Annotated in this window: 17 protein-coding genes; 8 read left to right on the forward strand and 9 right to left on the reverse strand. The window is 63.5% G+C overall.

What is annotated here, in order from left to right; genetic code table 11:
• Nucleotides 1-191 precede the first annotated feature (191 nt).
• The 7 genes from ACIPZ8_RS09715 to ACIPZ8_RS09745 all read left to right on the forward strand — a co-directional run bounded on the left by ACIPZ8_RS09715 (nucleotide 192) and on the right by ACIPZ8_RS09745 (nucleotide 11,921).
• Complete coding sequence (locus tag ACIPZ8_RS09715; RefSeq protein WP_400722019.1) at nucleotides 192-2,243, forward strand: putative bifunctional diguanylate cyclase/phosphodiesterase; 2,052 nt, start codon at nucleotides 192-194, stop codon at nucleotides 2,241-2,243.
• Nucleotides 2,244-2,402: 159 nt separating this feature from the next.
• Nucleotides 2,403-3,740 carry an imelysin family protein gene (locus ACIPZ8_RS09720; protein WP_400722021.1) on the forward strand — a complete coding sequence of 446 codons (1,338 nt, stop codon included), beginning with the start codon at nucleotides 2,403-2,405 and terminating at the stop codon, nucleotides 3,738-3,740.
• Between the two features lie 194 nt (nucleotides 3,741-3,934).
• The gene (locus ACIPZ8_RS09725) at nucleotides 3,935-5,362 is read left to right on the forward strand and encodes a di-heme oxidoredictase family protein (protein ID WP_400722024.1); all 1,428 of its coding nucleotides are present in this window, start codon (nucleotides 3,935-3,937) and stop codon (nucleotides 5,360-5,362) included.
• 19 nt (nucleotides 5,363-5,381) lie between these two features.
• On the forward strand, nucleotides 5,382-6,446 hold the full coding sequence (locus ACIPZ8_RS09730) for an imelysin family protein (protein ID WP_400722027.1): 1,065 nt from the start codon (nucleotides 5,382-5,384) through the stop codon (nucleotides 6,444-6,446).
• Between the two features lie 2 nt (nucleotides 6,447-6,448).
• Nucleotides 6,449-7,546 (forward strand): DUF1513 domain-containing protein, encoded by a 1,098-nt coding sequence (locus ACIPZ8_RS09735; RefSeq protein WP_400722030.1) that lies wholly within the window; start codon nucleotides 6,449-6,451, stop codon nucleotides 7,544-7,546.
• 168 nt (nucleotides 7,547-7,714) lie between these two features.
• Entirely contained in the window at nucleotides 7,715-8,863 is a 1,149-nt protein-coding gene (locus ACIPZ8_RS09740; RefSeq protein ID WP_400722033.1) for an efflux RND transporter periplasmic adaptor subunit, read from the forward strand.
• 13 nt (nucleotides 8,864-8,876) lie between these two features.
• Nucleotides 8,877-11,921, forward strand: a complete 3,045-nt coding sequence (locus ACIPZ8_RS09745) for a multidrug efflux RND transporter permease subunit (protein ID WP_400722036.1) — start codon at nucleotides 8,877-8,879, stop codon at nucleotides 11,919-11,921.
• Nucleotides 11,922-11,981: 60 nt separating this feature from the next.
• Here the strand turns inward: ACIPZ8_RS09745 and ACIPZ8_RS09750 are convergent, their stop codons facing one another.
• From ACIPZ8_RS09750 to colR, 5 genes are all read right to left on the reverse strand, one after another.
• A complete protein-coding gene (locus ACIPZ8_RS09750) occupies nucleotides 11,982-12,203 on the reverse strand; it encodes a hypothetical protein (protein WP_294324875.1) in 222 nt (73 codons plus the stop codon).
• The gene (locus ACIPZ8_RS09755) at nucleotides 12,200-12,901 is read right to left on the reverse strand and encodes a lipopolysaccharide kinase InaA family protein (RefSeq protein ID WP_027917969.1); all 702 of its coding nucleotides are present in this window, start codon (nucleotides 12,899-12,901) and stop codon (nucleotides 12,200-12,202) included. The genes ACIPZ8_RS09750 and ACIPZ8_RS09755 overlap by 4 nt, the downstream gene beginning before the upstream one ends.
• Nucleotides 12,902-12,907: 6 nt before the next feature.
• Nucleotides 12,908-13,588, reverse strand: a complete 681-nt coding sequence (locus ACIPZ8_RS09760; RefSeq protein WP_400722039.1) for a class I SAM-dependent methyltransferase — start codon at nucleotides 13,586-13,588, stop codon at nucleotides 12,908-12,910.
• Between the two features lie 127 nt (nucleotides 13,589-13,715).
• Entirely contained in the window at nucleotides 13,716-15,020 is a 1,305-nt protein-coding gene (locus ACIPZ8_RS09765; protein WP_400722042.1) for a sensor histidine kinase, read from the reverse strand.
• The gene (gene colR, locus ACIPZ8_RS09770; protein ID WP_003255215.1) at nucleotides 15,010-15,693 is read right to left on the reverse strand and encodes a two-component system response regulator ColR; all 684 of its coding nucleotides are present in this window, start codon (nucleotides 15,691-15,693) and stop codon (nucleotides 15,010-15,012) included. The genes ACIPZ8_RS09765 and colR overlap by 11 nt, the downstream gene beginning before the upstream one ends.
• Nucleotides 15,694-15,873: 180 nt before the next feature.
• Between colR and ACIPZ8_RS09775 the strand changes: the two genes are divergently transcribed.
• The gene (locus ACIPZ8_RS09775; RefSeq protein WP_400722045.1) at nucleotides 15,874-16,602 is read left to right on the forward strand and encodes a phosphatase PAP2 family protein; all 729 of its coding nucleotides are present in this window, start codon (nucleotides 15,874-15,876) and stop codon (nucleotides 16,600-16,602) included.
• Between the two features lie 97 nt (nucleotides 16,603-16,699).
• On the opposite strand, the gene groL is transcribed toward ACIPZ8_RS09775, so the two are convergent.
• The 4 genes from groL to ACIPZ8_RS09795 all read right to left on the reverse strand — a co-directional run bounded on the left by groL (nucleotide 16,700) and on the right by ACIPZ8_RS09795 (nucleotide 20,198).
• The gene (groL, locus tag ACIPZ8_RS09780; RefSeq protein WP_400722048.1) at nucleotides 16,700-18,340 is read right to left on the reverse strand and encodes a chaperonin GroEL; all 1,641 of its coding nucleotides are present in this window, start codon (nucleotides 18,338-18,340) and stop codon (nucleotides 16,700-16,702) included.
• A gap of 51 nt (nucleotides 18,341-18,391) precedes the next feature.
• Nucleotides 18,392-18,685: a co-chaperone GroES gene (locus tag ACIPZ8_RS09785; RefSeq protein ID WP_009684394.1), complete on the reverse strand. Its 294-nt coding sequence runs from the start codon at nucleotides 18,683-18,685 to the stop codon at nucleotides 18,392-18,394.
• A gap of 252 nt (nucleotides 18,686-18,937) precedes the next feature.
• On the reverse strand, nucleotides 18,938-19,399 hold the full coding sequence (locus tag ACIPZ8_RS09790; RefSeq protein ID WP_400722051.1) for an FxsA family protein: 462 nt from the start codon (nucleotides 19,397-19,399) through the stop codon (nucleotides 18,938-18,940).
• Between the two features lie 67 nt (nucleotides 19,400-19,466).
• Nucleotides 19,467-20,198, reverse strand: coding sequence for a HugZ family protein (locus ACIPZ8_RS09795; RefSeq protein WP_400722054.1), 732 nt, complete (start codon nucleotides 20,196-20,198; stop codon nucleotides 19,467-19,469).
• Nucleotides 20,199-20,226: the final 28 nt, after the last annotated feature.

Below are 20,226 nucleotides of genomic sequence, written 5' to 3' on the forward strand. Positions count from 1 at the left end.
TGCCTGGCTGTTTTCCCCGCTGGGGTCTTGCTCAGCGCGTATAGCACGCTAACATCAACCGTCTGGAAGTTTGATACCGCGCACTCAAGTTGCAGGGTCGGGCAACCGATACACTACCCATGGTCGGCCGATAGTGTATTGCCAACGTTAATGGCAAAATGATGTCATGCGCATGGATTAAGGAAACCCCATTGAAGCTGGAATTGCGGAACAGCTTATCGGTCAAGTTGCTCAGGGTCGTGCTCCTTTCGGCGCTGGCGGTCGGCGTTGTCCTGAGTTGCGCGCAGATCGTCTACGACACCTACAAGACCCGCCAGGCCGTCAACAACGACGCCCAACGCATTCTCGACATGTTCCGCGACCCCTCCACCCAGGCGGTGTACAGCCTCGACCGGGAAATGGGCATGCAGGTGATGGAAGGCCTGTTCCAGGACGAATCGGTGCGCATGGCCTCGATCGGCCACCCCAACGAAACCATGCTGGCGGAAAAATCCCGCCCGCTGCAGGACATGTCGATGCGCTGGCTGACCGACCTGATCCTCGGCCAGGAACGCACCTACACCACCCAGCTGGTCGGCCGCGGCCCTTACAGCGAGTACTACGGCGACCTGAGCATCACCCTCGATACGTCGTCCTATGGCGAAGACTTTCTGATCAATGCGGTAATCATCTTCATTTCCGGGGTGCTGCGCGCCCTGGCCATGGGCCTGGTGCTGTACCTGGTCTATCACTGGCTGCTGACCAAGCCGCTGTCGAAGATCATCGAGCACCTTACCCAGATCAACCCTGATCGCCCCAGCCAGCACCAGATCCCGCTGCTCAAGGGCCACGAGAAGAACGAGCTGGGTATCTGGGTCAACACCGCCAACCAGCTGCTGGCCTCGATCGAGCGCAACACCCACCTGCGCCACGAAGCCGAGAACAGTCTGCAGCGCATGGCCCAGTACGATTTCCTCACCGGCCTGCCCAACCGCCAGCAATTGCAGGAACAGCTCGACAAGATTCTCGCCGACGCCGGCCGCCTGCAGCATCGCGTGGCCGTGCTGTGCGTGGGCCTGGACGACTTCAAGGGTATCAACGAGCAGTTCAGCTACCAGACCGGCGACCAGCTGCTGCTGGCCCTGGCCGACCGCCTGCGCGCCCACAGCGGGCGCCTGGGTGCCCTGGCGCGGCTGGGTGGCGACCAGTTCGCCCTGGTCCAGGCCAATATCGAGCAGCCTTACGAGGCGGCGGAGCTGGCCCAGAGCATCCTCGACGACCTGGAACTGCCATTCGGCCTCGACCACCAGCAGATCCGCCTGCGCGCCACCATCGGCATCACCCTGTTCCCCGAGGACGGCGACAGCACCGAGAAGCTGCTGCAAAAGGCCGAACAGACCATGACCCTGGCCAAGGCCCGCTCGCGCAACCGCTACCAGTTCTACATCGCCAGCGTCGACAGCGAAATGCGCCGCCGTCGCGAGCTGGAAAAGGACCTGCGCGAAGCCCTGTCGCGCAACCAGCTGTACCTGGTCTACCAACCGCAGATCAGCTACCGCGACCACCGCGTGGTCGGCGTCGAGGCCCTGCTGCGCTGGCAGCACCCGGAGCTGGGCATGGTCCCGCCCGACCAGTTCATCCCGCTGGCCGAACAGAACGGCAGCATCATCAGCATCGGCGAATGGGTACTCGACCAGGCCTGCCGGCAGCTGCGCGAATGGCACGACCTGGGCTTCAGCGAACTGCGCATGGCGGTCAACCTGTCCACCGTGCAGCTGCACCACAACGAACTGCCGCGGGTGGTCAACAACCTGCTGCAGGCCTATCGCCTGCCGCCGCGCAGCCTGGAGCTGGAGGTGACCGAGACCGGCCTGATGGAAGACATCAGCACCGCCGCACAGCACCTGCTGAGCCTGCGCCGCTCCGGGGCGATGATCGCCATCGACGACTTTGGCACCGGTTACTCGTCGCTCAGCTACCTGAAATCGCTGCCGCTGGACAAGATCAAGATCGACAAGAGCTTCGTCCAGGACCTGCTCGACGACGATGACGACGCCACCATCGTTCGCGCCATCATCCAGCTGGGCAAGAGCCTGGGCATGCAGGTGATCGCCGAAGGCGTGGAAACCGCCGAGCAGGAAACCTACATCATCGCCCAGGGTTGCCATGAGGGTCAGGGCTACCACTACAGCAAGCCGTTGTCGGCCCGCGAACTGACCAACTTCCTCAAGCAAGCCCAGCGCAATCAGGTCTCCGCGCTGTAACGCCTGCCCTCCGATTACCGACCGTACCGCGCATTTGCATGAATTGCGCGCCCGCCTCTTTACAGCAAATGCAAATCTTTCGCATGATGTTGTCGTTTTGCGTGCCACGGCGCACGGCCTAACCCCTTGGTCCCACCACACGACGCAGGAAAACCAATAATGATTCGTATGCCTCTGGCCTCCGCCAGTCTGCTGGCCATCGCCATCGCTCTCGCCGGTTGCGGCGAAGGCAAGGATGACAAGGCCGCCGCTCCGCAAGCTCCGGCACCTGCTGCTGCCAGCACCACCGCTGCGGCGCCCGGGGCTGTCGACGAAGCGGCCGGCAAAGCCGTGGTCAAGCATTACGCCGAAATGGTCAGTGCCGTGTACGGCGACGCGCTGAGCACCGCCAAAACCCTGCAGACCGCCGTCGACGCGTTCCTTGCCAAGCCCAACGACGAGACCCTGAAAGCCGCCAAAGAGGCCTGGGTCGCCGCTCGCGTTCCCTACCTGCAGAGCGAAGTGTTCCGCTTCGGCAACACCATCATCGACGACTGGGAAGGCCAGGTGAACTCCTGGCCGCTGGACGAAGGCCTGATCGACTACGTCGACAAGAGCTACGAGCACGCCCTGGGCAACCCGGCGGCCAGCGCCAACATCATCGCCAACACCGAGATCCAGGTCGGCGAAGAGAAGGTCGACGTCAAGGACATCACCCCTGAGAAGCTGGCCAGCCTGAACGAACTGGCAGGTTCCGAAGCCAACGTCGCCACTGGCTACCACGCCATCGAATTCCTGCTCTGGGGCCAGGACCTCAACGGCACCGGCCCAGGCGCAGGCAACCGCCCGGCTTCCGACTACCTGGAAGGCAAAGGTGCCACCGGCGGCCATAACGACCGTCGCCGTGCCTACCTGAAGGCGGTCACCGAACTGCTGGTCAAGGACCTCGAAGAGATGGTCGGCAACTGGGCGCCGAACGTCGCCGACAACTACCGCGCCACGCTGGAAGCCGAGCCGGTGGCCGACGGCCTGCGCAAGATGCTGTTCGGCATGGGCAGCCTGTCGCTGGGCGAACTGGCCGGTGAGCGCATGAAGGTCTCGCTGGAAGCCAACTCGCCGGAAGACGAGCAGGACTGCTTCAGCGACAACACCCACTACTCGCACTTCTACGACGCCAAGGGCATCCGCAACGTCTACCTGGGCGAGTACACCCGTGTCGACGGTACCAAGATGACCGGCCCGAGCCTGTCCTCGCTGGTGGCCAAGGCCGACCCGGCGGCCGATGCCACCCTCAAGGCCGACCTCGAAGCCACCGAAGCGAAGATCCAGGTCATGGTCGACCACGCGCTCAAGGGCGAGCACTACGACCAGCTGATCGCCGCCGACAACGCTGCCGGCAACCAGATCGTGCGCGATGCCATCGCCTCGCTGGTCAAGCAGACCGGCTCGATCGAGCAGGCTGCTGGCAAGCTGGGTATTGCCAACCTGAACCCGGATACCGCCGATCACGAGTTCTGATCGACCGTTTCGGTTCACAAAGAGGCGACCTTAGGGTCGCCTTTTTTCTGTGCCCGCGAAAAGGCCGCTGCAGCACATGAAAATGCTGGCATTTCACATCCTTTTCACCCGGGTAATTGCAAATTGCTCTTATTCAAACAAGGCTGGCCTGCTAAGCTTGCACGCCGGTTTTTCGTCCACGCCCAGGATTTTGCATGTCCTCGTCGCTGTCCCGACTCTCCCCTCTGCTGCTGGCCCTCGCCCTTGCCGCCTGTGACGACGCCCCGCGTTTCACCCAGGCCGAGCCCGGCGAAGCGTTGTCTGGCGGCCAGGCAACGGTCCAGCGCGACGACCGCAAGGCGTTTTCCCTGCCTTCGGCCAACCTCTCGGCCGAGCGGCGCCTGGACTTCGCCGTGGGCAACAGCTTCTTCCGCAGCCCTTGGGTGATCGCTCCGTCCACCACCACCGCGCGTGACGGCCTGGGCCCATTGTTCAACACCACGGCCTGCCAGAACTGCCACGTGCGCGATGGCCGCGGGCACCCGCCGGAGCCGGGCGACAGCAATGCCGTCGGCATGCTGGTGCGCCTGTCGATCCCCGATCAGCCTTACCTGGCCAAAGAGATCGAGCGCCTGGGCGTGGTCCCCGAGCCCGTCTACGGCACCCAGTTGCAGGACATGGCCATCCCCGGCGTGGCGCCAGAGGGCAAGGTGCGGGTGAACTACACCACCGAGACCGTTACCTTCAAGGACGGCCACCCGGTCGAGCTGCGCCGCCCGACCTTGCAGATCACCCAGCTCGGCTATGGTGCGATGCACCCCGACACGCGCTTCTCGGCCCGCGTCGCCCCGCCGATGATCGGCCTGGGCCTGCTCGAAGCGATTCCCGAGGCCGACATCCTGGCCAACGAAGACCCGGACGACCGCAACCACGACGGTATCCGCGGCCGCGCCAACCGGGTCTGGGACGATGCCCAGGGCAAGACCGTGGTCGGCCGCTTCGGCTGGAAGGCCGGGCAGCCCAACGTCAACCAGCAGAACGTGCATGCCTTCAACGGTGACATGGGACTGACCAGCACCTTGCAGCCGAAGGACGACTGCACCCCGGCCCAGGTCGACTGCCGGGCCGCGCCCAATGGCGACGGCGAAGGCGACGAGAAGGAAGTCAGCGACAACATCCTGCGCCTGGTCACCTTCTACACCCGCAACCTCGGCGTGCCTGCCCGCCGTGACGTCGGCGCGCCGCAAGTGCTGGCCGGCAAGAACCTGTTCTTCCAGGCCGGTTGCCAGGCCTGCCATATCCCGCAGTTCACCACCGCTGCCAACAGCGCCGAAGCGGAGCTGGCCAACCAGGTGATCCGCCCCTACAGCGACCTGCTGCTGCACGACATGGGCCCTGGCCTGGCCGACGAGCGCACCGAATTCGCCGCCAACGGCCAGGACTGGCGTACCCCGCCGCTGTGGGGCATTGGCCTGACCGAAACGGTCAGCGGCCACACCCAGTACCTGCACGACGGCCGCGCCCGCAACCTGCTCGAAGCCGTGCTCTGGCACGGCGGCGAAGCCCAGTCGGCGCGCGACCATGTCTTGACCTTCAATGCCGAGCAGCGCGCCGCGTTGCTGGCTTTCCTGAACTCACTTTAAAACGCGCAAGGAGCCGGGCATGTTCCGACCCAAACTGTTGTTCACCAGCCTCGCCGCACTCGCCCTGGGTGCCTGCTCGCCGCAGGACCCGCAGGCGGTGACTTCCGCCGCCATCGCCAAGCAGGTGATCCTGCCGACCTACAGCCGCTGGGTCGAAGCCGACCGCCAGCTGGCCGCCAGCGCCCTGGCCTACTGTGAAGGCAAGGAAAGCCTGGACACCGCGCGCGCCGACTTCCTCAATGCGCAGAAAGCCTGGGCCGAACTGCAACCGCTGCTGGTCGGCCCGCTGGCCGAAGGCAACCGCGCCTGGCAGGTACAGTTCTGGCCGGACAAGAAGAACCTGGTCGGCCGCCAGGTCGAGCAACTGGTCAACGGCGACAAGCCAGTCGATGCCGCCGCCCTGGGCAAGGCCAGCGTCGTGGTACGCGGCCTGTCGGCTTACGAGTACATCCTCTTCGACAGCAAGCCGGACATCGCCACTGCCGAACAGAAAGCCCGCTACTGCCCGCTGCTGGTCGCCATCGCCGATCACCAGAAGGTTCTCGCCGAGGACATCCTCAAGACCTGGAACAGCACCGACGGCATGCTGTCGCAGATGACCAAGTTCCCCAACCAGCGCTACGCCGACTCCCACGAGGCGATCGCCGACCTGCTGCGCTCCCAGGTCACCGCCCTGGACACCCTGAAGAAGAAGCTGGGTGCACCGATGGGCCGCCAGAGCAAGGGCATCCCACAGCCGCTGCAGGCCGAAGCCTGGCGCAGCCATTCGTCGCTGAAGAGCCTGGAAGCCACCCTCAAGGCCGCCCAGGCCGTGTGGGTCGGGGTCGACAACCAGGGCCTGCGCAGCCTGCTGCCCAGCGATCAGAAAGCCCTGGCGCAGAAGATCGACGACGCCTACGCTACGGCGCTCAAACTGCTGGCCGACAACCAGAAGACCCTCGGCGAGCTGCTGGCCGACGACGCCGGGCAGCAGACCCTCAACCAGTTCTACGATGCCCTCAATGCCGTCCACCGCCTGCACGAAGGCGACCTGGCCAAGGCGCTGAACATCCAGCTGGGCTTCAATGCCAACGACGGTGACTGATCATGCTGCGACGCCAGGCCCTCAAACTCGGTAGCGTTTTGCTCAGCGCCCTGACCCTGGGCGGCTGGAGCCTGCTGCGCAACAAAGGCAGCGAACCCTTGCTGCTGTCGGCACGGGACGATGGCGACGGCAAGCACTACGCGGTCGGGTTCCGCCTGGACGGCACCCGGGTGTTCAGCACCCAGGTTGCCCAGCGTTGCCATGCCATCATCAACCACCCCGAGCTGCCGATCGCCCTGTTCGTCGCCCGTCGCCCCGGTACCGAAAGCTACCTGGTCGACCTGCGCGACGGGCGTCTGCTGCAGACCGTCACCTCGCAACCGAACCGGCACTTCTATGGCCACGCGGTGATCCACAAGGGTGGCGAATGGCTGTATGCCACCGAGAACGACACCACCGACCCAGGCCGTGGCGTGCTCGGCGTGTACCGCTTCGAGGGTGAGCGCCTGGTGCACACCGGCGAGATCCCGACCCACGGCATCGGCCCCCATGAAGTGGCCTGGCTGCCGGACGGCGAAACCCTGATCGTGGCCAACGGCGGCATCCGCACCGAGGCCGAGAGCCGGGTCGAGATGAACCTCGACGCCATGCAGCCAAGCCTGGTGCTGATGCAGCGCGACGGCACCCTGCTGAGCAAGGAGACCCTGGCCCAGCAGATGAACAGCGTGCGCCATCTGGCAGTGGGCGACGATGGCACCATCGCCACCTGCCAGCAGTTCATGGGCGCTGCCGACGAGACCGCCGAGCTGCTGGCGATCAAGCGCCCGGGCGAGCCGTTCAAGGCCTTCCCGGTACCGGAGCGGCAGCTGCAATCGATGGCCCAGTACACCGCCAGCGTCGCCATCCACAGCGACCTGCGCCTGGTGGCCCTGACCGCACCGCGGGCCAACCGCCTGTTCGTCTGGGACCTGGACAGCGGAGCGGTGAAGCTCGATGCACCGATGCCCGATTGCGCCGGAGTCGGCGCAGTCAAGGATGGTTTCGTCGTCACTTCCGGGCAAGGGCGTTGCCGCTTCTACGATTGCCGCAAGGCCGAACTGATCGGGCAACCGATGGACCTGCCGTCCGGCTTCTGGGACAACCACCTGCACCTGGTCTGAGTGTTCTGCTGCCGGTACTGGCCTCTTCGCGGCTGAAGCCGCCCCCACAGAGGCCGGTACAGGCAATCCCCTCCCCCTTCTGCAATACTTCCCCCATCCGCACGTGGGCAGGATCGCCCGTTGTCGTGTCAAAACGAATAACAACCACGCATCCAAGGAACCGGACTTATGCTACGCCGCCGCATGCTCATCATGTTGGCCGTCGTTCTGCTGATCGTGCTGGCCCTGGGGGGCTACAAGGGCTTCTCGATCTACAAACAGATCCAGGTGTTCTCCGCCCCACGGCCGCCCATCACCGTTGCCGCCGCTGCGGCCGAACAACGCCAGTGGCAGGAGCGCCTGCCTGCCGTGGGCAGCCTGAAAGCCTTGCAGGGCGTCGAGCTGAGCCTGGAAGTGGAAGGCATCGTCAAAGCCCTGTACTTCGACTCCGGACAGAAGGTCAAGGCCGGGCAACCGCTGCTGCAGCTCAACGACGACCAGGAAACCGCGCTGCTCGGCACCGCCCAGGCCGACCTGGGGCTGGCCAAGGTCGATTTCGGCCGCGGCAGCCAGCTGGTCGGTGATGCCGCCATCTCCCGCGGCGAGTTCGATCGCCTGTCCTCCCAGTACCGGCGCAATCAGGCGGTGGTCGAGCAGCTCAAGGCGCAGAAGATCAAGAAAAGCATCAACGCGCCGTTCAATGGCACCATCGGCATTCGCCAGGTGGACATCGGCCAGTACCTGGCGGCCGGCACGGTGATCGCCACCCTGCAGGACCTGTCCAGCCTGTACGTCGACTTCAACGTCCCGGAGCAGGCGTTGCCGCACCTGAGCCTGGGCCAGCAGGTGCTGGTGCAGGTGGCGGCCTATCCGGGCCAGACCTTCCCGGCCAGCCTCAGCGCGATCAATCCCAAGGTCGATGAGAACACCCGCAACCTGCTGGTGCGCGCGACCCTGGCCAACCCGGACGACAAGCTGCTGCCTGGCATGTTCGCCAACCTGATGATCTTGCTGCCCGACCCGCAGCCCCAGGTGGTCGTGCCGGAAAGCGCCATCACCTACACGCTGTACGGCAACTCGGTGTATGTCGCCACGCCGAAGAAGGACAAGGACGGCAACCCGGAAAACGACGACAAGGGCCAGCCACAGCTCAGCGCCGAACAGCGCACCGTACAGACCGGCGAGCGCCGCGATGGCGTGGTGGTGATCAGCAAGGGCCTCAAGGCCGGTGAACAGGTGGTCACCGCCGGGCAGCTCAAGCTGACCCCGGGTGCGGCCATCCGCATTGGCCAGGACAGCGCGCTCAAGCCCGAACAGGGCGCCCCGCGCACCGACTGAGCAGGAGGCAGGCATGGCGTTCACCGACCCGTTCATCCGCCGCCCGGTGCTGGCCAGCGTGGTCAGCCTGCTGATCCTGCTGCTCGGCTTCCAGGCCTGGAACAAGCTGCAGATCCGCCAGTACCCGAAAATGGAAAACGCCCTGATCACGGTGACCACCGCCTACCCCGGGGCCAACGCCGAGACCATCCAGGGCTACATCACCCAGCCGTTGCAACAGAGCCTGGCCAGTGCCGAAGGCATCGACTACATGACCTCGGTCAGCCGGCAGAACTTCTCGGTGATCTCCATCTACGCACGCATCGGCGCCGACAGCGACCGCCTGTTCACCGAACTGCTGGCCAAGGCCAACGAGGTGCGCAACCAGCTGCCGCAGAACGCCGAAGACCCGGTCCTGAGCAAAGAAGCCGCCGACGCCTCGGCGCTGATGTACATCAGCTTCTACAGCAAGGAGATGAGCAATCCGCAGATCACCGACTACCTGTCGCGGGTGATCCAGCCCAAGCTGGCGACCCTGCCGGGCATGGCCGAAGCGGAAATTCTCGGCAACCAGGTGTTCGCCATGCGCATCTGGATCGACCCGGTGAAGCTGGCCGGTTTCGGCCTGTCGGCCACCGACGTGACCGATGCCGTACGCCGCTACAACTTCCTCTCCGCCGCCGGCGAGGTAAAGGGCGAGTACGTGGTCACCAGCATCAACGCCAGCACCGAGCTGAAATCGGCCGACGCCTTCGCCGCGCTGCCGCTCAAGGTGTCCGGTGACAGCCGGGTGCTGCTGGGTGACGTGGCACGCGTGGAGATGGGCGCGGAAAACTACGACACGGTCAGTTCGTTCGATGGCACGCCGTCGGTCTACATCGGCATCAAGGCCACCCCGGCGGCCAACCCGCTGGACGTGATCAAGGAAGTGCGGCGCATCATGCCGGAGCTGGAAAGCCAGCTGCCGTCGGCGCTGAAGGTATCCATCGCCTACGACGCCACGCTGTTCATCCAGGCATCCATCGACGAAGTGATCAAGACCTTGGGTGAAGCGGTGCTGATCGTCATCGTGGTGGTGTTCCTGTTCCTCGGCGCCCTGCGTTCGGTGCTGATCCCGGTGGTGACCATTCCGCTGTCGATGATCGGCGTGCTGTTCTTCATGCAGATGATGGGCTACTCGCTGAACCTGCTGACACTGCTGGCGATGGTGCTGGCCATCGGTCTGGTGGTGGACGATGCCATCGTGGTGGTGGAGAACATCCACCGGCACATGGAGGAAGGCAAGTCACCCTTCGAGGCGGCCCTGGAAGGCGCGCGGGAAATCGCCATGCCGGTGGTGTCGATGACCATCACCCTGGCGGCGGTGTACGCGCCCATCGGTTTCCTTACCGGGCTCACCGGTGCGCTGTTCAAGGAATTCGCCCTGACCCTGGCGGGCGCGGTGGTCATCTCCGGCATCGTCGCCCTGACCCTGTCGCCGATGATGTGCGCCCTGCTGCTGCGCCAGGAGCAGAACGCCAGCGGCCTGGCCCATCGGCTCGACGTGCTGTTCGAAGGCCTCAAGGTGCGTTACCAGCGCCTGCTGCACGCCACCCTCGACAGCCGCCCGGTGGTGCTGGTGTTCGCCGTGATCATCCTGTGCCTGATCCCGGTGCTGCTCAAGTTCACCCAGAACGAGCTGGCGCCGAACGAGGACCAGGGCGTGATCTTCATGATCAGCAGCTCGCCGCAGCCGGCCAACCTCGACTACCTGAACGCCTACACCGACCAGTTCACGCCCCTGTTCAAACGTTTCCCCGAGTACTACTCGTCATTCCAGATCAACGGTTTCAACGGCGTGCAGAGCGGCATTGGTGGCTTCCTGCTCAAGCCCTGGAACGAACGCCAGCGCACGCAGATGGAGCTGCTGCCGCTGGTGCAGGCCAAGCTGGAGCAGATCGGCGGGCTGCAGATCTTCGGTTTCAACCTGCCGTCGCTGCCGGGCACCGGTGAAGGCCTGCCGTTCCAGTTCGTGATCAACACCGCCGGTGACTACCCTGCCCTGCTGGAGGTCGCCCAACGGGTCAAGCAACGGGCACAGGAGTCGGGCAAGTTCGCCTTTCTCGACATCGACCTGGCCTTCGATAAGCCTGAAGTGGTGGTCGACATCGACCGGGCCAAGGCGGCGCAGATGGGCGTGTCCATGGATACGCTGGGCGGCACCCTGGCCACCCTGCTGGGCGAGGCGGAAATCAACCGTTTCACCCTCGAAGGCCGCAGCTACAAGGTGATTGCCCAGGTGGAACGGCCCTATCGGGACAACGCCGGCTGGCTGAACAACTACTACGTGAAAAACGAGCAAGGGCAGCTGCTGCCCTTGTCGACACTGATCACCCTCAGTGACCGCGCCCGCCCCCGCCAGCTCAACCAGTTCCAGCAGCTGAACTCGGCGATCATCCAGGGGGTGCCGATGGTCAGCATTGGCGAGGCATTGCAGACGGTGCGCGACATCGCCCGGGAGGAGGCACCGGAGGGCTTTGCCTTCGACTATGCCGGGACCGCCAGACAGTACGTGCAGGAAGGCAGCGCCCTGTGGGTGACCTTCGGCCTGGCGCTGGCGATCATCTTCCTGGTGCTGGCCGCGCAATTCGAGAGTTTCCGCGACCCGCTGGTGATTCTGGTGACCGTGCCGTTGTCGATCTGTGGCGCGCTGCTACCGCTGTTTCTGGGCATATCCAGCATGAACATCTACACCCAGGTAGGGCTGGTGACACTGATCGGCCTGATCAGCAAGCACGGTATCCTGATCGTCGAGTTCGCCAACCAGTTGCGTGAGGAAAAGGGCTTGAGCGTTCGCCAGGCCATCGAGGAAGCTGCCGCCATTCGCCTGCGGCCGGTGCTGATGACCACGGCGGCGATGGTGTTCGGCATGGTGCCCCTGATCCTGGCCACCGGCGCCGGCGCGGTGAGCCGGTTCGATATCGGCACGGTGATTGCCACCGGGATGTCGATCGGGACCTTGTTTACCCTCTTTGTGCTGCCGTGTATCTACACCTTGCTGGCACACAAATCCGCAGCCAAGCAGCCGATAACGGCATGACCGCTCCTGCAAAAAACAAAGGCCTCGCGATTGCGAGGCCTTTATCTTGCTCGAGCTGTATCAGCCAAACGGCCGAAGCCCCTGGCGCATGCCGAAGAGGAACAACAGCAGGTCCTGGTCCGGTTCGGCCTTGTTCTGCTGTGCCTTGACCTCACGGGGTACCGCGCACTGGTCTGCCTTGCTGAAAACCACTGGCCGCGGCTCTTCCCAGGCAGCTACCGCCGCCGTGGTCACAGCCAAACCAGCCACCAGGAACAAAGCTCGAGCTATTTCTAGTTTCATTGCCCTAACCCTTTGACAGCGCTGCCAAACGCCATCTGGTAAAAATAGAGCAGCGTTTGCCATTCCGTGTCATTTAGCGACGAGTGGCGGCGCAGCTGACGCAGGTCGTTACCCGCAGCCCGCTGACAGCTGATGCGTCGTCGGCACTTTTCCAGGTCCAGCAGTGCTACCTCGACGCGGGCCTGCTCACCCTCGCCGATGACCTTGATGAAGACATGCTTGCCGTACAGGCAGCCATGCTGCCAATGGCCCAGGTGCATACGCGCCAGGTTGTCGGCCAAATCCTTGAGCATGCGTTCATGCACAACTTGAGGATAGCGTTCGCGCGCGCCTTCGGCGTGCCACGTGTCGAGTTCGACAAAGCCATCCAGCGCCTCGCTGACCAGCAGCGCGCGCCATTGGTGCTCGGGATCTCGCTCGGCACCACAAAACACGATGCGCGGCACGCGCACACCCAGTTGCTCGAAGCTGTTCAATGCATCGAGCTCGCGCAACACGGTCGGCCTGCCGAATGGGTGCAACAGGCTGCGATAGATATGGCCAACCTGACGCTTGGCATACAGCACCTTGCCGTTGCCATCGTTCAGCCGTTGTACGCCACTTTCACCACCGCGCCGCTGGTTGGGTTCCTCGACCCATTCGCCCTGCTGGCGCCAGTAATAATCGAACCGCGACTCCCCATTTTGGGCTACAGCCATCAAACACTACCCCTTACGCAATACATATACCCGCCACATGGCATAGAACGGCAGGAAGTCGAGGTGTTCCTGGATTCTGAAGCCGGCGGCCTTGAATTCTGCTTCGACCGTTTCTGCCGGTAACACGAAACGGTTCTGATAGCTGCCCTGCTCGGCCTTGGCACTGCGCTTGCGCTCGAGCTTCTGCCGGCGCCAGGCCTTGAAGTTACCGTCCACCCACAATGACAGGATTACACTGTCACGGCTAACCCTTTGAAACTCGTCAAGGATGGTCTTGCGGTGAGCCGCCTCGCCAATGTGGTGGAACAGCCGCATGCAGAAGATGCTGTCGACCGAATTATCCGGCAAGTCGATCGCGAATGCCGATGTTTGCAAAGGACGTACCCGCGCCACCACCTCTGGCGGTTGTGCGGCACAGGCCGTCTGGATCATCGCCTCGGAATTGTCGGCACCAATGATCACCCGGTTCGGTTTTTCCGCCAGCAGCGGCCAGAAACGGCCGGCGCCGCAAGGCAGGTCGAGGACCAGGCCCGGTTCGCCAGCCAGTGCCAGGGCGCGACGTGCCAGCTGCTCGTCACGCTGGTGGGACAGCCGTCGAGCCAGTCCATCCTGGTGCTTGAGGAAGTACTCCTGAGCGTGTTGCTGGTCGTACTTCTCGGAAAATTCGAGTTTGATCGGGCTGCGCATCGAGTGGCTCCTGTCTCCAATGCGCATACCTTAGGTAACGAATCGTGGGCAACTGGTCATGCCAATGTGAAAATAATGTCATCAAACGGTAGGTATGTTTCACATTGTTTCTTAGGAATTTTCCACCTTATTCTTGCGTCGGATCGATCTTTTCCGCGCTCTGGCTCAGGTCGACCTGGAAGCGGCAGCCATGGGGTGCCGTCGAGGTCAGCGTCACCCGCCAGCCTTGGTCATCGCAGATCCGCTGCACCAGCGACAGACCCAGCCCGAGGCCTTCGCCACGCCGCTCCTCGCCGCGCACGAACGGCTGGAACATGGCCTCGCGCTGCTCCTCCGGGATACCCACACCACTGTCCTCGACACTGAAGCCGTTGAGCTCCAGGCTGAGGCGGATGTAACCGCTATCGGTGTAATGTGCGGCGTTGCGCAGCAGGTTGCCCATCACTGATTGCAGGAAGGTGGCGTTGTACAGCAATGGGCCTGCACTGACCTGGCCATCGAAATAGAGCGCCAGGCCCTTCTGTTCGATGGTATCGCGCCACACCCCGATCAGGTCGTCGGCAACTTCACGCAGGGTTGCCTGGGACGCCACGGCGCCCTGGTCCCGCTGGGCACGCGCCAGCATCAGGAAGGTCTTGACCAGCTCGCGCATCTCTTCCGTGGCGCGGGCGATGCGCTCCACCTGGCTGCGCGCGCGGGTATCCAGATTGGGGTTTTCCATCAGCAGTTCGCATGAGGTGGCCAGCACCATCAGCGGTGTGCGCAATTCATGGCTGACATCGCTGGTGAACAAGCGCTCGCGGGTCAGTGCATCGCGCAGCCGGCCCAGGGTATCGTCGAACGCAACCGCCAGCTGGCCGACTTCATCGGCCGCGTAGTCGGGCGCCAACGGCGGCGCCAGGCCAAGCAACTGATCACGATGGCGAACCTGACGCGCCAGGCGGATGACCGGTGCCATCACCCTTCGCGCCAACAGCCAGCCGAGCACCACCGCCAGCACCAGGCTGAGCACAAAGCCCACCACCACCACGGCAAACAGCACGCGCTCGCGCTCTTCGAAATCGCTCTGGTCCTGCAACAGCACATAGCGCCGGCCATCGACGATCTCGACCATCGCGTGGTAGGACAGTTGGTCGCGAAACACCTCATGGAAGCCGGCATCGAGGTGGCGCAGGTCCTTGGGCAGCTCGAAGTCGTCGCGCCCGCCACTGAAATAGAACAGCTGGTCAGGCCGTGGCCGGTGGCTCCAGTCACTCACGCTGTCCATGCGCAGCAAGCGCTGCAGGTCGCCGCCGAGCACCGATGAGATCAGGCGCTCCTCGACCAGGTGCACGGTGGCGACGATACCGAAGGCGAAGGCGCCGGCCACCAGCGCGCTCATCAACGCAAAGGCGATGATGATGCGCTGGGCAAGGCTTTGCTTAAACTCCATCGCGGCCCTCGGCGAGGCGATAGCCGACGCCATGGACGGTATGCAGCAGCGGTTTTTCGAACGGTTTGTCGATCACCTGGCGCAACTGGTGCACGTGGCTGCGCAGGCTGTCGCTATCCGGGCAGTCATCACCCCACAGGGCTTCTTCCAGCACCTCGCGGCGCAGCACGTGCGGGCTTTTCTGCATCAAAACCGCGAGCAGCTTGAGGCCGACCGGGTTGAGCTTGAGCAGGCGGCCCTGACGGGTCACTTCGAGAGTATCGAGGTCGTAGCTCAGGTCCGCGACCTGCAGGGTACGGCGCCCACCGCCCTGGGCCCGACGCAGCACGGCTTCGATGCGCGCGGCCAACTCGGACAGGGCAAAGGGCTTGAGCAGGTAATCGTCGGCACCGGAGCGGAAGCCCTGCAGGCGATCGTCCAGCTGGTCGCGGGCCGTGAGCATGATCACCGGGGTATCGCGGCGGGCATCCTCGCGCAGGCGCTTGCACAGGGTATAGCCATCGATACCGGGCAGCATGATGTCGAGCACGATCAGGTCATAGTGCTCGGTGGCGGCCAGGTGCAGGCCCGAGAGGCCGTCCTGGGCGCAGTCGACGGTGTAGCCTTTCATGCCCAGGTAATCGGCAAGGTTGGCAAGAATATCGCGGTTGTCTTCAACCAAAAGAATACGCATCGGGTTCTCCTGTGCGGCGCTTCGCTAGGGTGCGCGGCAGGCGCAGCTTAAGGCCATCGTCGGTGCTGTGCCAGCCCCAGGGCAAATTCAGCGAACTTGACAGTTTTTTCACTGATCCTTCACGGACAGAGGATAGCGGGCGCATGACAATGCCCGGTCTTTTTACCCCCTGGAGTCGTCATGCAACAACGCACTCGTCCGCGTCCGATCAATCTCTGGCTGTACCTGGGCATACCCCTGGCTGTTGCCGCGGCCCTGCTCCTGCTGGAACTGACCTCGCTCGACATGGACGTCGCCAACCTGTTCTTCGACCCCGCCGCCGGGCAGTTCATCGGCCGTCACAGTTACCTGCTGGAAACCGTCATGCATGACCGGGTCAAGCAAGGTGTGATCCTGCTTGGGCTGATTTCACTGGGCGCGTTCGCCTCGAGTTTCTTCTGGAAGCGTCTGTTCAGCTGGCGCCGCGAGCTGGGTTGCCTGGTTCTGGCGCTGGGGCTGTCGACGGCCTTCGTCACCCCGCTGAAGAAGGTGACCCAGGTGCAATGCCCGTGGAGCCTGACCCAGTTCGGCGGCAAGGAAACCTACAGTGAACTGCTGCAACATCGCCCGGCCACCGACAAGCCGGGACTGTGCTGGCCGGGCGGCCATGCGGCAACCGGGTTCTGCCTGTTCGGGCTGTTCTTCATGCTGCGTGACCGCCGGCCGAAACTGGCGCGGGTGGCGTTCGGGGTGGCCCTGGTGGCCGGCTCGACGCTCGGGCTGGGGCGGATGCTGCAGGGTGCGCACTTCCTGTCGCATAACGTGTGGACCGCCGTGTTCTGCTGGTTGATCGGATTGGGGTCGTATTACCTCATCCTGTATCGGCGCGGCATGGCTGAAGTGCCTGCCGCAGAGAGAAGCGTCGTCTGATGGAGGGGTCGCCTTGCGGCCCCAATGGCCGGCACAGGCAAACGAAAAAGCCCCGCACTAGGCGGGGCTTTTTCTTGGTGCAGGGGGTAAGGCTGGCTTACATCATGCCGCCCATGCCACCCATGCCGCCCATGTCAGGCATGCCAGCTGCTGGCTTGTCTTCCGGCAGGTCGGCAACCATGGCTTCGGTGGTGATCATCAGACCGCCGATCGAAGCAGCAGCTTGCAGCGCCGAACGGGTGACCTTGGCTGGGTCGAGGATACCCATCTCGATCATGTCGCCGTATTCGCCGGTAGCAGCGTTGTAGCCGAAGTTGCCCGAACCTTGCTTGACCTTGTCAGCGACAACGCTTGGCTCGTCGCCGGCGTTGGCAGTGATCTGGCGCAGCGGCGCTTCAACAGCGCGACGCAGCAGGGCGATACCGACGTTCTGGTCTTCGTTGTCGCCTTTGAGGTCGGCAATGGCAGCCAGGGCACGAACCAGGGCAACGCCACCGCCAGGCACCACGCCTTCTTCGACGGCAGCACGGGTAGCGTGCAGGGCGTCTTCAACGCGGGCTTTCTTCTCTTTCATTTCAACTTCGGTGCCAGCACCGACCTTGATCACGGCAACACCGCCAGCCAGCTTGGCCAGACGCTCTTGCAGCTTCTCACGGTCGTAGTCCGAAGAGGTTTCTTCGATCTGGGCACGGATCTGCTTGACGCGTGCTTCGATGTCGGCGTCAACGCCAGCACCGTCGATGATGGTGGTGTTTTCCTTGGACAGGATGACGCGCTTGGCGTTACCCAGGTGCTCCAGGGTAGCGGTTTCCAGGGACAGGCCGATTTCTTCGGAGATGACCTGGCCGCCGGTCAGGACGGCGATGTCCTGCAGCATGGCCTTGCGGCGGTCGCCGAAGCCCGGAGCCTTGACCGCAGCAACCTTGACGATGCCGCGCATGTTGTTGACCACCAGGGTAGCCAGCGCTTCGCCTTCGACGTCCTCGGCCACGATCAGCAGTGGACGGCCGGCCTTGGCAACGGCTTCCAGAACTGGCAGCAGCTCACGGATGTTGGAGATCTTCTTGTCGACCAGCAGCAGCAGCGGGCCTTCCAGCTCGGCAACCATGGTGTCCGGTTTGTTGACGAAGTATGGCGACAGGTAGCCACGGTCGAACTGCATGCCTTCCACGACGGACAGTTCGTTTTCCAGGCCCGAGCCTTCTTCAACGGTGATCACGCCTTCTTTACCGACTTTTTCCATGGCTTCGGCGATGATTTCACCGATGGAGTTGTCGGAGTTGGCGGAGATGGTACCTACCTGGGCGATGGCCTTGGAGTCGGCGCATGGCTTGGACAGGTTCTTCAGCTCGGCGACAACGGCGGCGGTGGCCTTGTCGATGCCGCGCTTCAGGTCCATCGGGTTCATGCCGGCAGCGACGGCTTTCAGGCCTTCGTTGACGATGGCCTGAGCCAGAACGGTAGCGGTGGTGGTGCCGTCACCGGCAGCGTCGTTGGCCTTGGAAGCGACTTCCTTGACCAGCTGGGCGCCCATGTTTTCGAAGGCGTCTTTCAGCTCGATTTCTTTGGCGACGGAAACGCCGTCCTTGGTGATGGTCGGAGCGCCGAAGCTCTTGGCCAGCACTACGTTACGGCCTTTCGGGCCGAGGGTCGCTTTTACCGCGTCAGCCAGAACGTTGACACCAACCAGCATTTTCTTACGAGCGGAATCGCCGAATTTTACGTCTTTAGCAGCCATGATCGTTTAATCCTTGGAATTCTTTGGAGTAACGGGAAGTCGGGGGTGAAATCAGCCTTCGATAACGGCGAGGATTTCGTTCTCGGCCATGACCAGCAGGTCTTCGCCATCGACTTTCACGGTGTTGCTGCCCGAGTAAGGGCCGAAAACCACTTTGTCACCGACTTTAACGGCCAGCGCACGTACTTCGCCGTTTTCCAGGACGCGACCGGTGCCAACAGCAACGACTTCGCCGCGGTTTGGTTTTTCAGCGGCCGAACCCGGCAGGACGATACCGCCAGCGGTTTTCGATTCTTCTTCGCTGCGACGGATGACTACGCGGTCATGCAGAGGACGAAGCTTCATTGTCGATCTCTCCCAAATTGTGGTTTTCATCGGCCGGTATCGACACCGGCGGGTTGATGCGGTCCGGCGTTGCCGGGGGTGGCCCGCAAAGGGCGAACCACCTGTGTCATGACTGGTGTTGCCACCAGAAACCTTGCGGTGACCACATACATGAGGCCGCCATATTCAATTACAAGGCTTGATATGCAAAATTTTTCGGCCGGTTGAAAAAGACCGGGGCCGCTTGTGCGGCCCCGGGGGTTGCAGGTCTGATTATTTGTCGCGGCGCTCGTACTCGCCTTCGATCACGTTCGGACGATGGCCGCCATCACGCGGCTGCGCCTGGAACGGGTCGCCCTGGAACGCGCGCTGGCGCATGGCCTGGGCTTCGGCGCGCTCGCGCATCTTGCGGGCAGCCAGTTGGCGGGTGAACGGCAGCAGGCACAGCAGGCCCAGCACGTCGCTGATGAAGCCTGGCAGCAGCAGCAAGCCACCGCCCACGGCAAGCATCAGGCCCTGGAACATGTCCTCGGCGGGCAGTTCGCCACGCTGCAGGCTTTCACGGGCCCGCAGGGCGGTGGCGAGGCCCGCCACACGCACCACCAGCACACCCAGGGCGGAGCCGGCGATGATCAGCAGCAGCGCCGGGAAGAAACCGATGGCACCGGCAACCTTGACGAAGACGAACAGCTCCAGCACCGGAAACAGTAGAAACAGCAGTAGAAAAGCACGCATCAAAGCATTCCTCGTCGGAAGAGACCCTTCCTGTAAGACCTACAAATGGATGCGTGCGCGCGGGATTTCAAGCCTCGACTTCAGTCGCAGTCGGCCATTGGTCGGCGCGCGCCAGCAGAACCAGGGCTTCGCGGACTTGTGTCGGCGTGTTGCAAGGCGCAGGGAACGCCAACCAGTAGATACCCTGGCCGATGCGCAGGTGCATGCCTTCGCTGTCGATGCCGACCATCTGCGCCGGAACGCTGCGCGGCAGGTCGCTCAGCTCGACGTAATGGGCGATGGCATTGGCATGGTCGCTGTTCATGTGCTCGATCATGCTCGCCTCGGCCTTGCCCGCGAACGGATTGGCCAGGGTCACCTGGTCTAGCCAGTGGATCGCGCCGAAGCCACCGATATAGCGATGGCGCACCGGCTGCAGGACCCAGAAGTCGAAGTCATGGGCCTTGTGGTAGTTGGCCGCATCGGGGAAATAGCGGTAGTAGCGCTCGGCCGCTGCCTCGATGGCAGCCTCGTCGACCAACTTGTGCGCCTCGGCCATCACCGTCAGGCGGCCTACAGCCTGCACGTCCTCGGCCTCACGCTCACCCACCAGCAGCGAGCACTTGGGGTCCTTCTGCAGGTTGTGGGTGTGCTGGGCGATGCGGCTGATCAGGATCAGCGGATTGCCCTGGGCATCCAGGCAGTAAGGCACCACCGAACCGAACGGGAAGCCCGGCATGGACTTGGAATGGGTCGAGAGCACGCCGCGGTATTCCTTGAGCAGCAGTTCCCGGGCGGGGCGGATGGCGTTGGTACTCACTTGGGGGCGGCTCCTGGATACGGGCTGG

It is taken from the genome of Pseudomonas sp. NPDC089422 (genome assembly GCF_044749405.1).
Taxonomy (GTDB): domain Bacteria; phylum Pseudomonadota; class Gammaproteobacteria; order Pseudomonadales; family Pseudomonadaceae; genus Aquipseudomonas.

Excerpts from the sequence above, each read along its gene's own strand:
- ACIPZ8_RS09720 (WP_400722021.1), top strand. The coding sequence starts at position 2,403 with ATGATTCGTATGCCTCTGGCCTCCGCCAGTCTGCTGGCCATCGCCATC.
- ACIPZ8_RS09725 (WP_400722024.1), top strand. The coding sequence starts at position 3,935 with ATGTCCTCGTCGCTGTCCCGACTCTCCCCTCTGCTGCTGGCCCTCGCC.
- ACIPZ8_RS09730 (WP_400722027.1), top strand. The coding sequence starts at position 5,382 with ATGTTCCGACCCAAACTGTTGTTCACCAGCCTCGCCGCACTCGCCCTG.
- ACIPZ8_RS09735 (WP_400722030.1), top strand. The coding sequence starts at position 6,449 with ATGCTGCGACGCCAGGCCCTCAAACTCGGTAGCGTTTTGCTCAGCGCC.
- ACIPZ8_RS09740 (WP_400722033.1), top strand. The coding sequence starts at position 7,715 with ATGCTACGCCGCCGCATGCTCATCATGTTGGCCGTCGTTCTGCTGATC.
- ACIPZ8_RS09745 (WP_400722036.1), top strand. The coding sequence starts at position 8,877 with ATGGCGTTCACCGACCCGTTCATCCGCCGCCCGGTGCTGGCCAGCGTG.
- ACIPZ8_RS09750 (WP_294324875.1), bottom strand. The coding sequence starts at position 12,203 with ATGAAACTAGAAATAGCTCGAGCTTTGTTCCTGGTGGCTGGTTTGGCT.
- ACIPZ8_RS09755 (WP_027917969.1), bottom strand. The coding sequence starts at position 12,901 with ATGGCTGTAGCCCAAAATGGGGAGTCGCGGTTCGATTATTACTGGCGC.
- ACIPZ8_RS09760 (WP_400722039.1), bottom strand. The coding sequence starts at position 13,588 with ATGCGCAGCCCGATCAAACTCGAATTTTCCGAGAAGTACGACCAGCAA.
- ACIPZ8_RS09765 (WP_400722042.1), bottom strand. The coding sequence starts at position 15,020 with ATGGAGTTTAAGCAAAGCCTTGCCCAGCGCATCATCATCGCCTTTGCG.
- colR (WP_003255215.1), bottom strand. The coding sequence starts at position 15,693 with ATGCGTATTCTTTTGGTTGAAGACAACCGCGATATTCTTGCCAACCTT.
- ACIPZ8_RS09775 (WP_400722045.1), top strand. The coding sequence starts at position 15,874 with ATGCAACAACGCACTCGTCCGCGTCCGATCAATCTCTGGCTGTACCTG.
- groL (WP_400722048.1), bottom strand. The coding sequence starts at position 18,340 with ATGGCTGCTAAAGACGTAAAATTCGGCGATTCCGCTCGTAAGAAAATG.
- ACIPZ8_RS09785 (WP_009684394.1), bottom strand. The coding sequence starts at position 18,685 with ATGAAGCTTCGTCCTCTGCATGACCGCGTAGTCATCCGTCGCAGCGAA.
- ACIPZ8_RS09790 (WP_400722051.1), bottom strand. The coding sequence starts at position 19,399 with ATGCGTGCTTTTCTACTGCTGTTTCTACTGTTTCCGGTGCTGGAGCTG.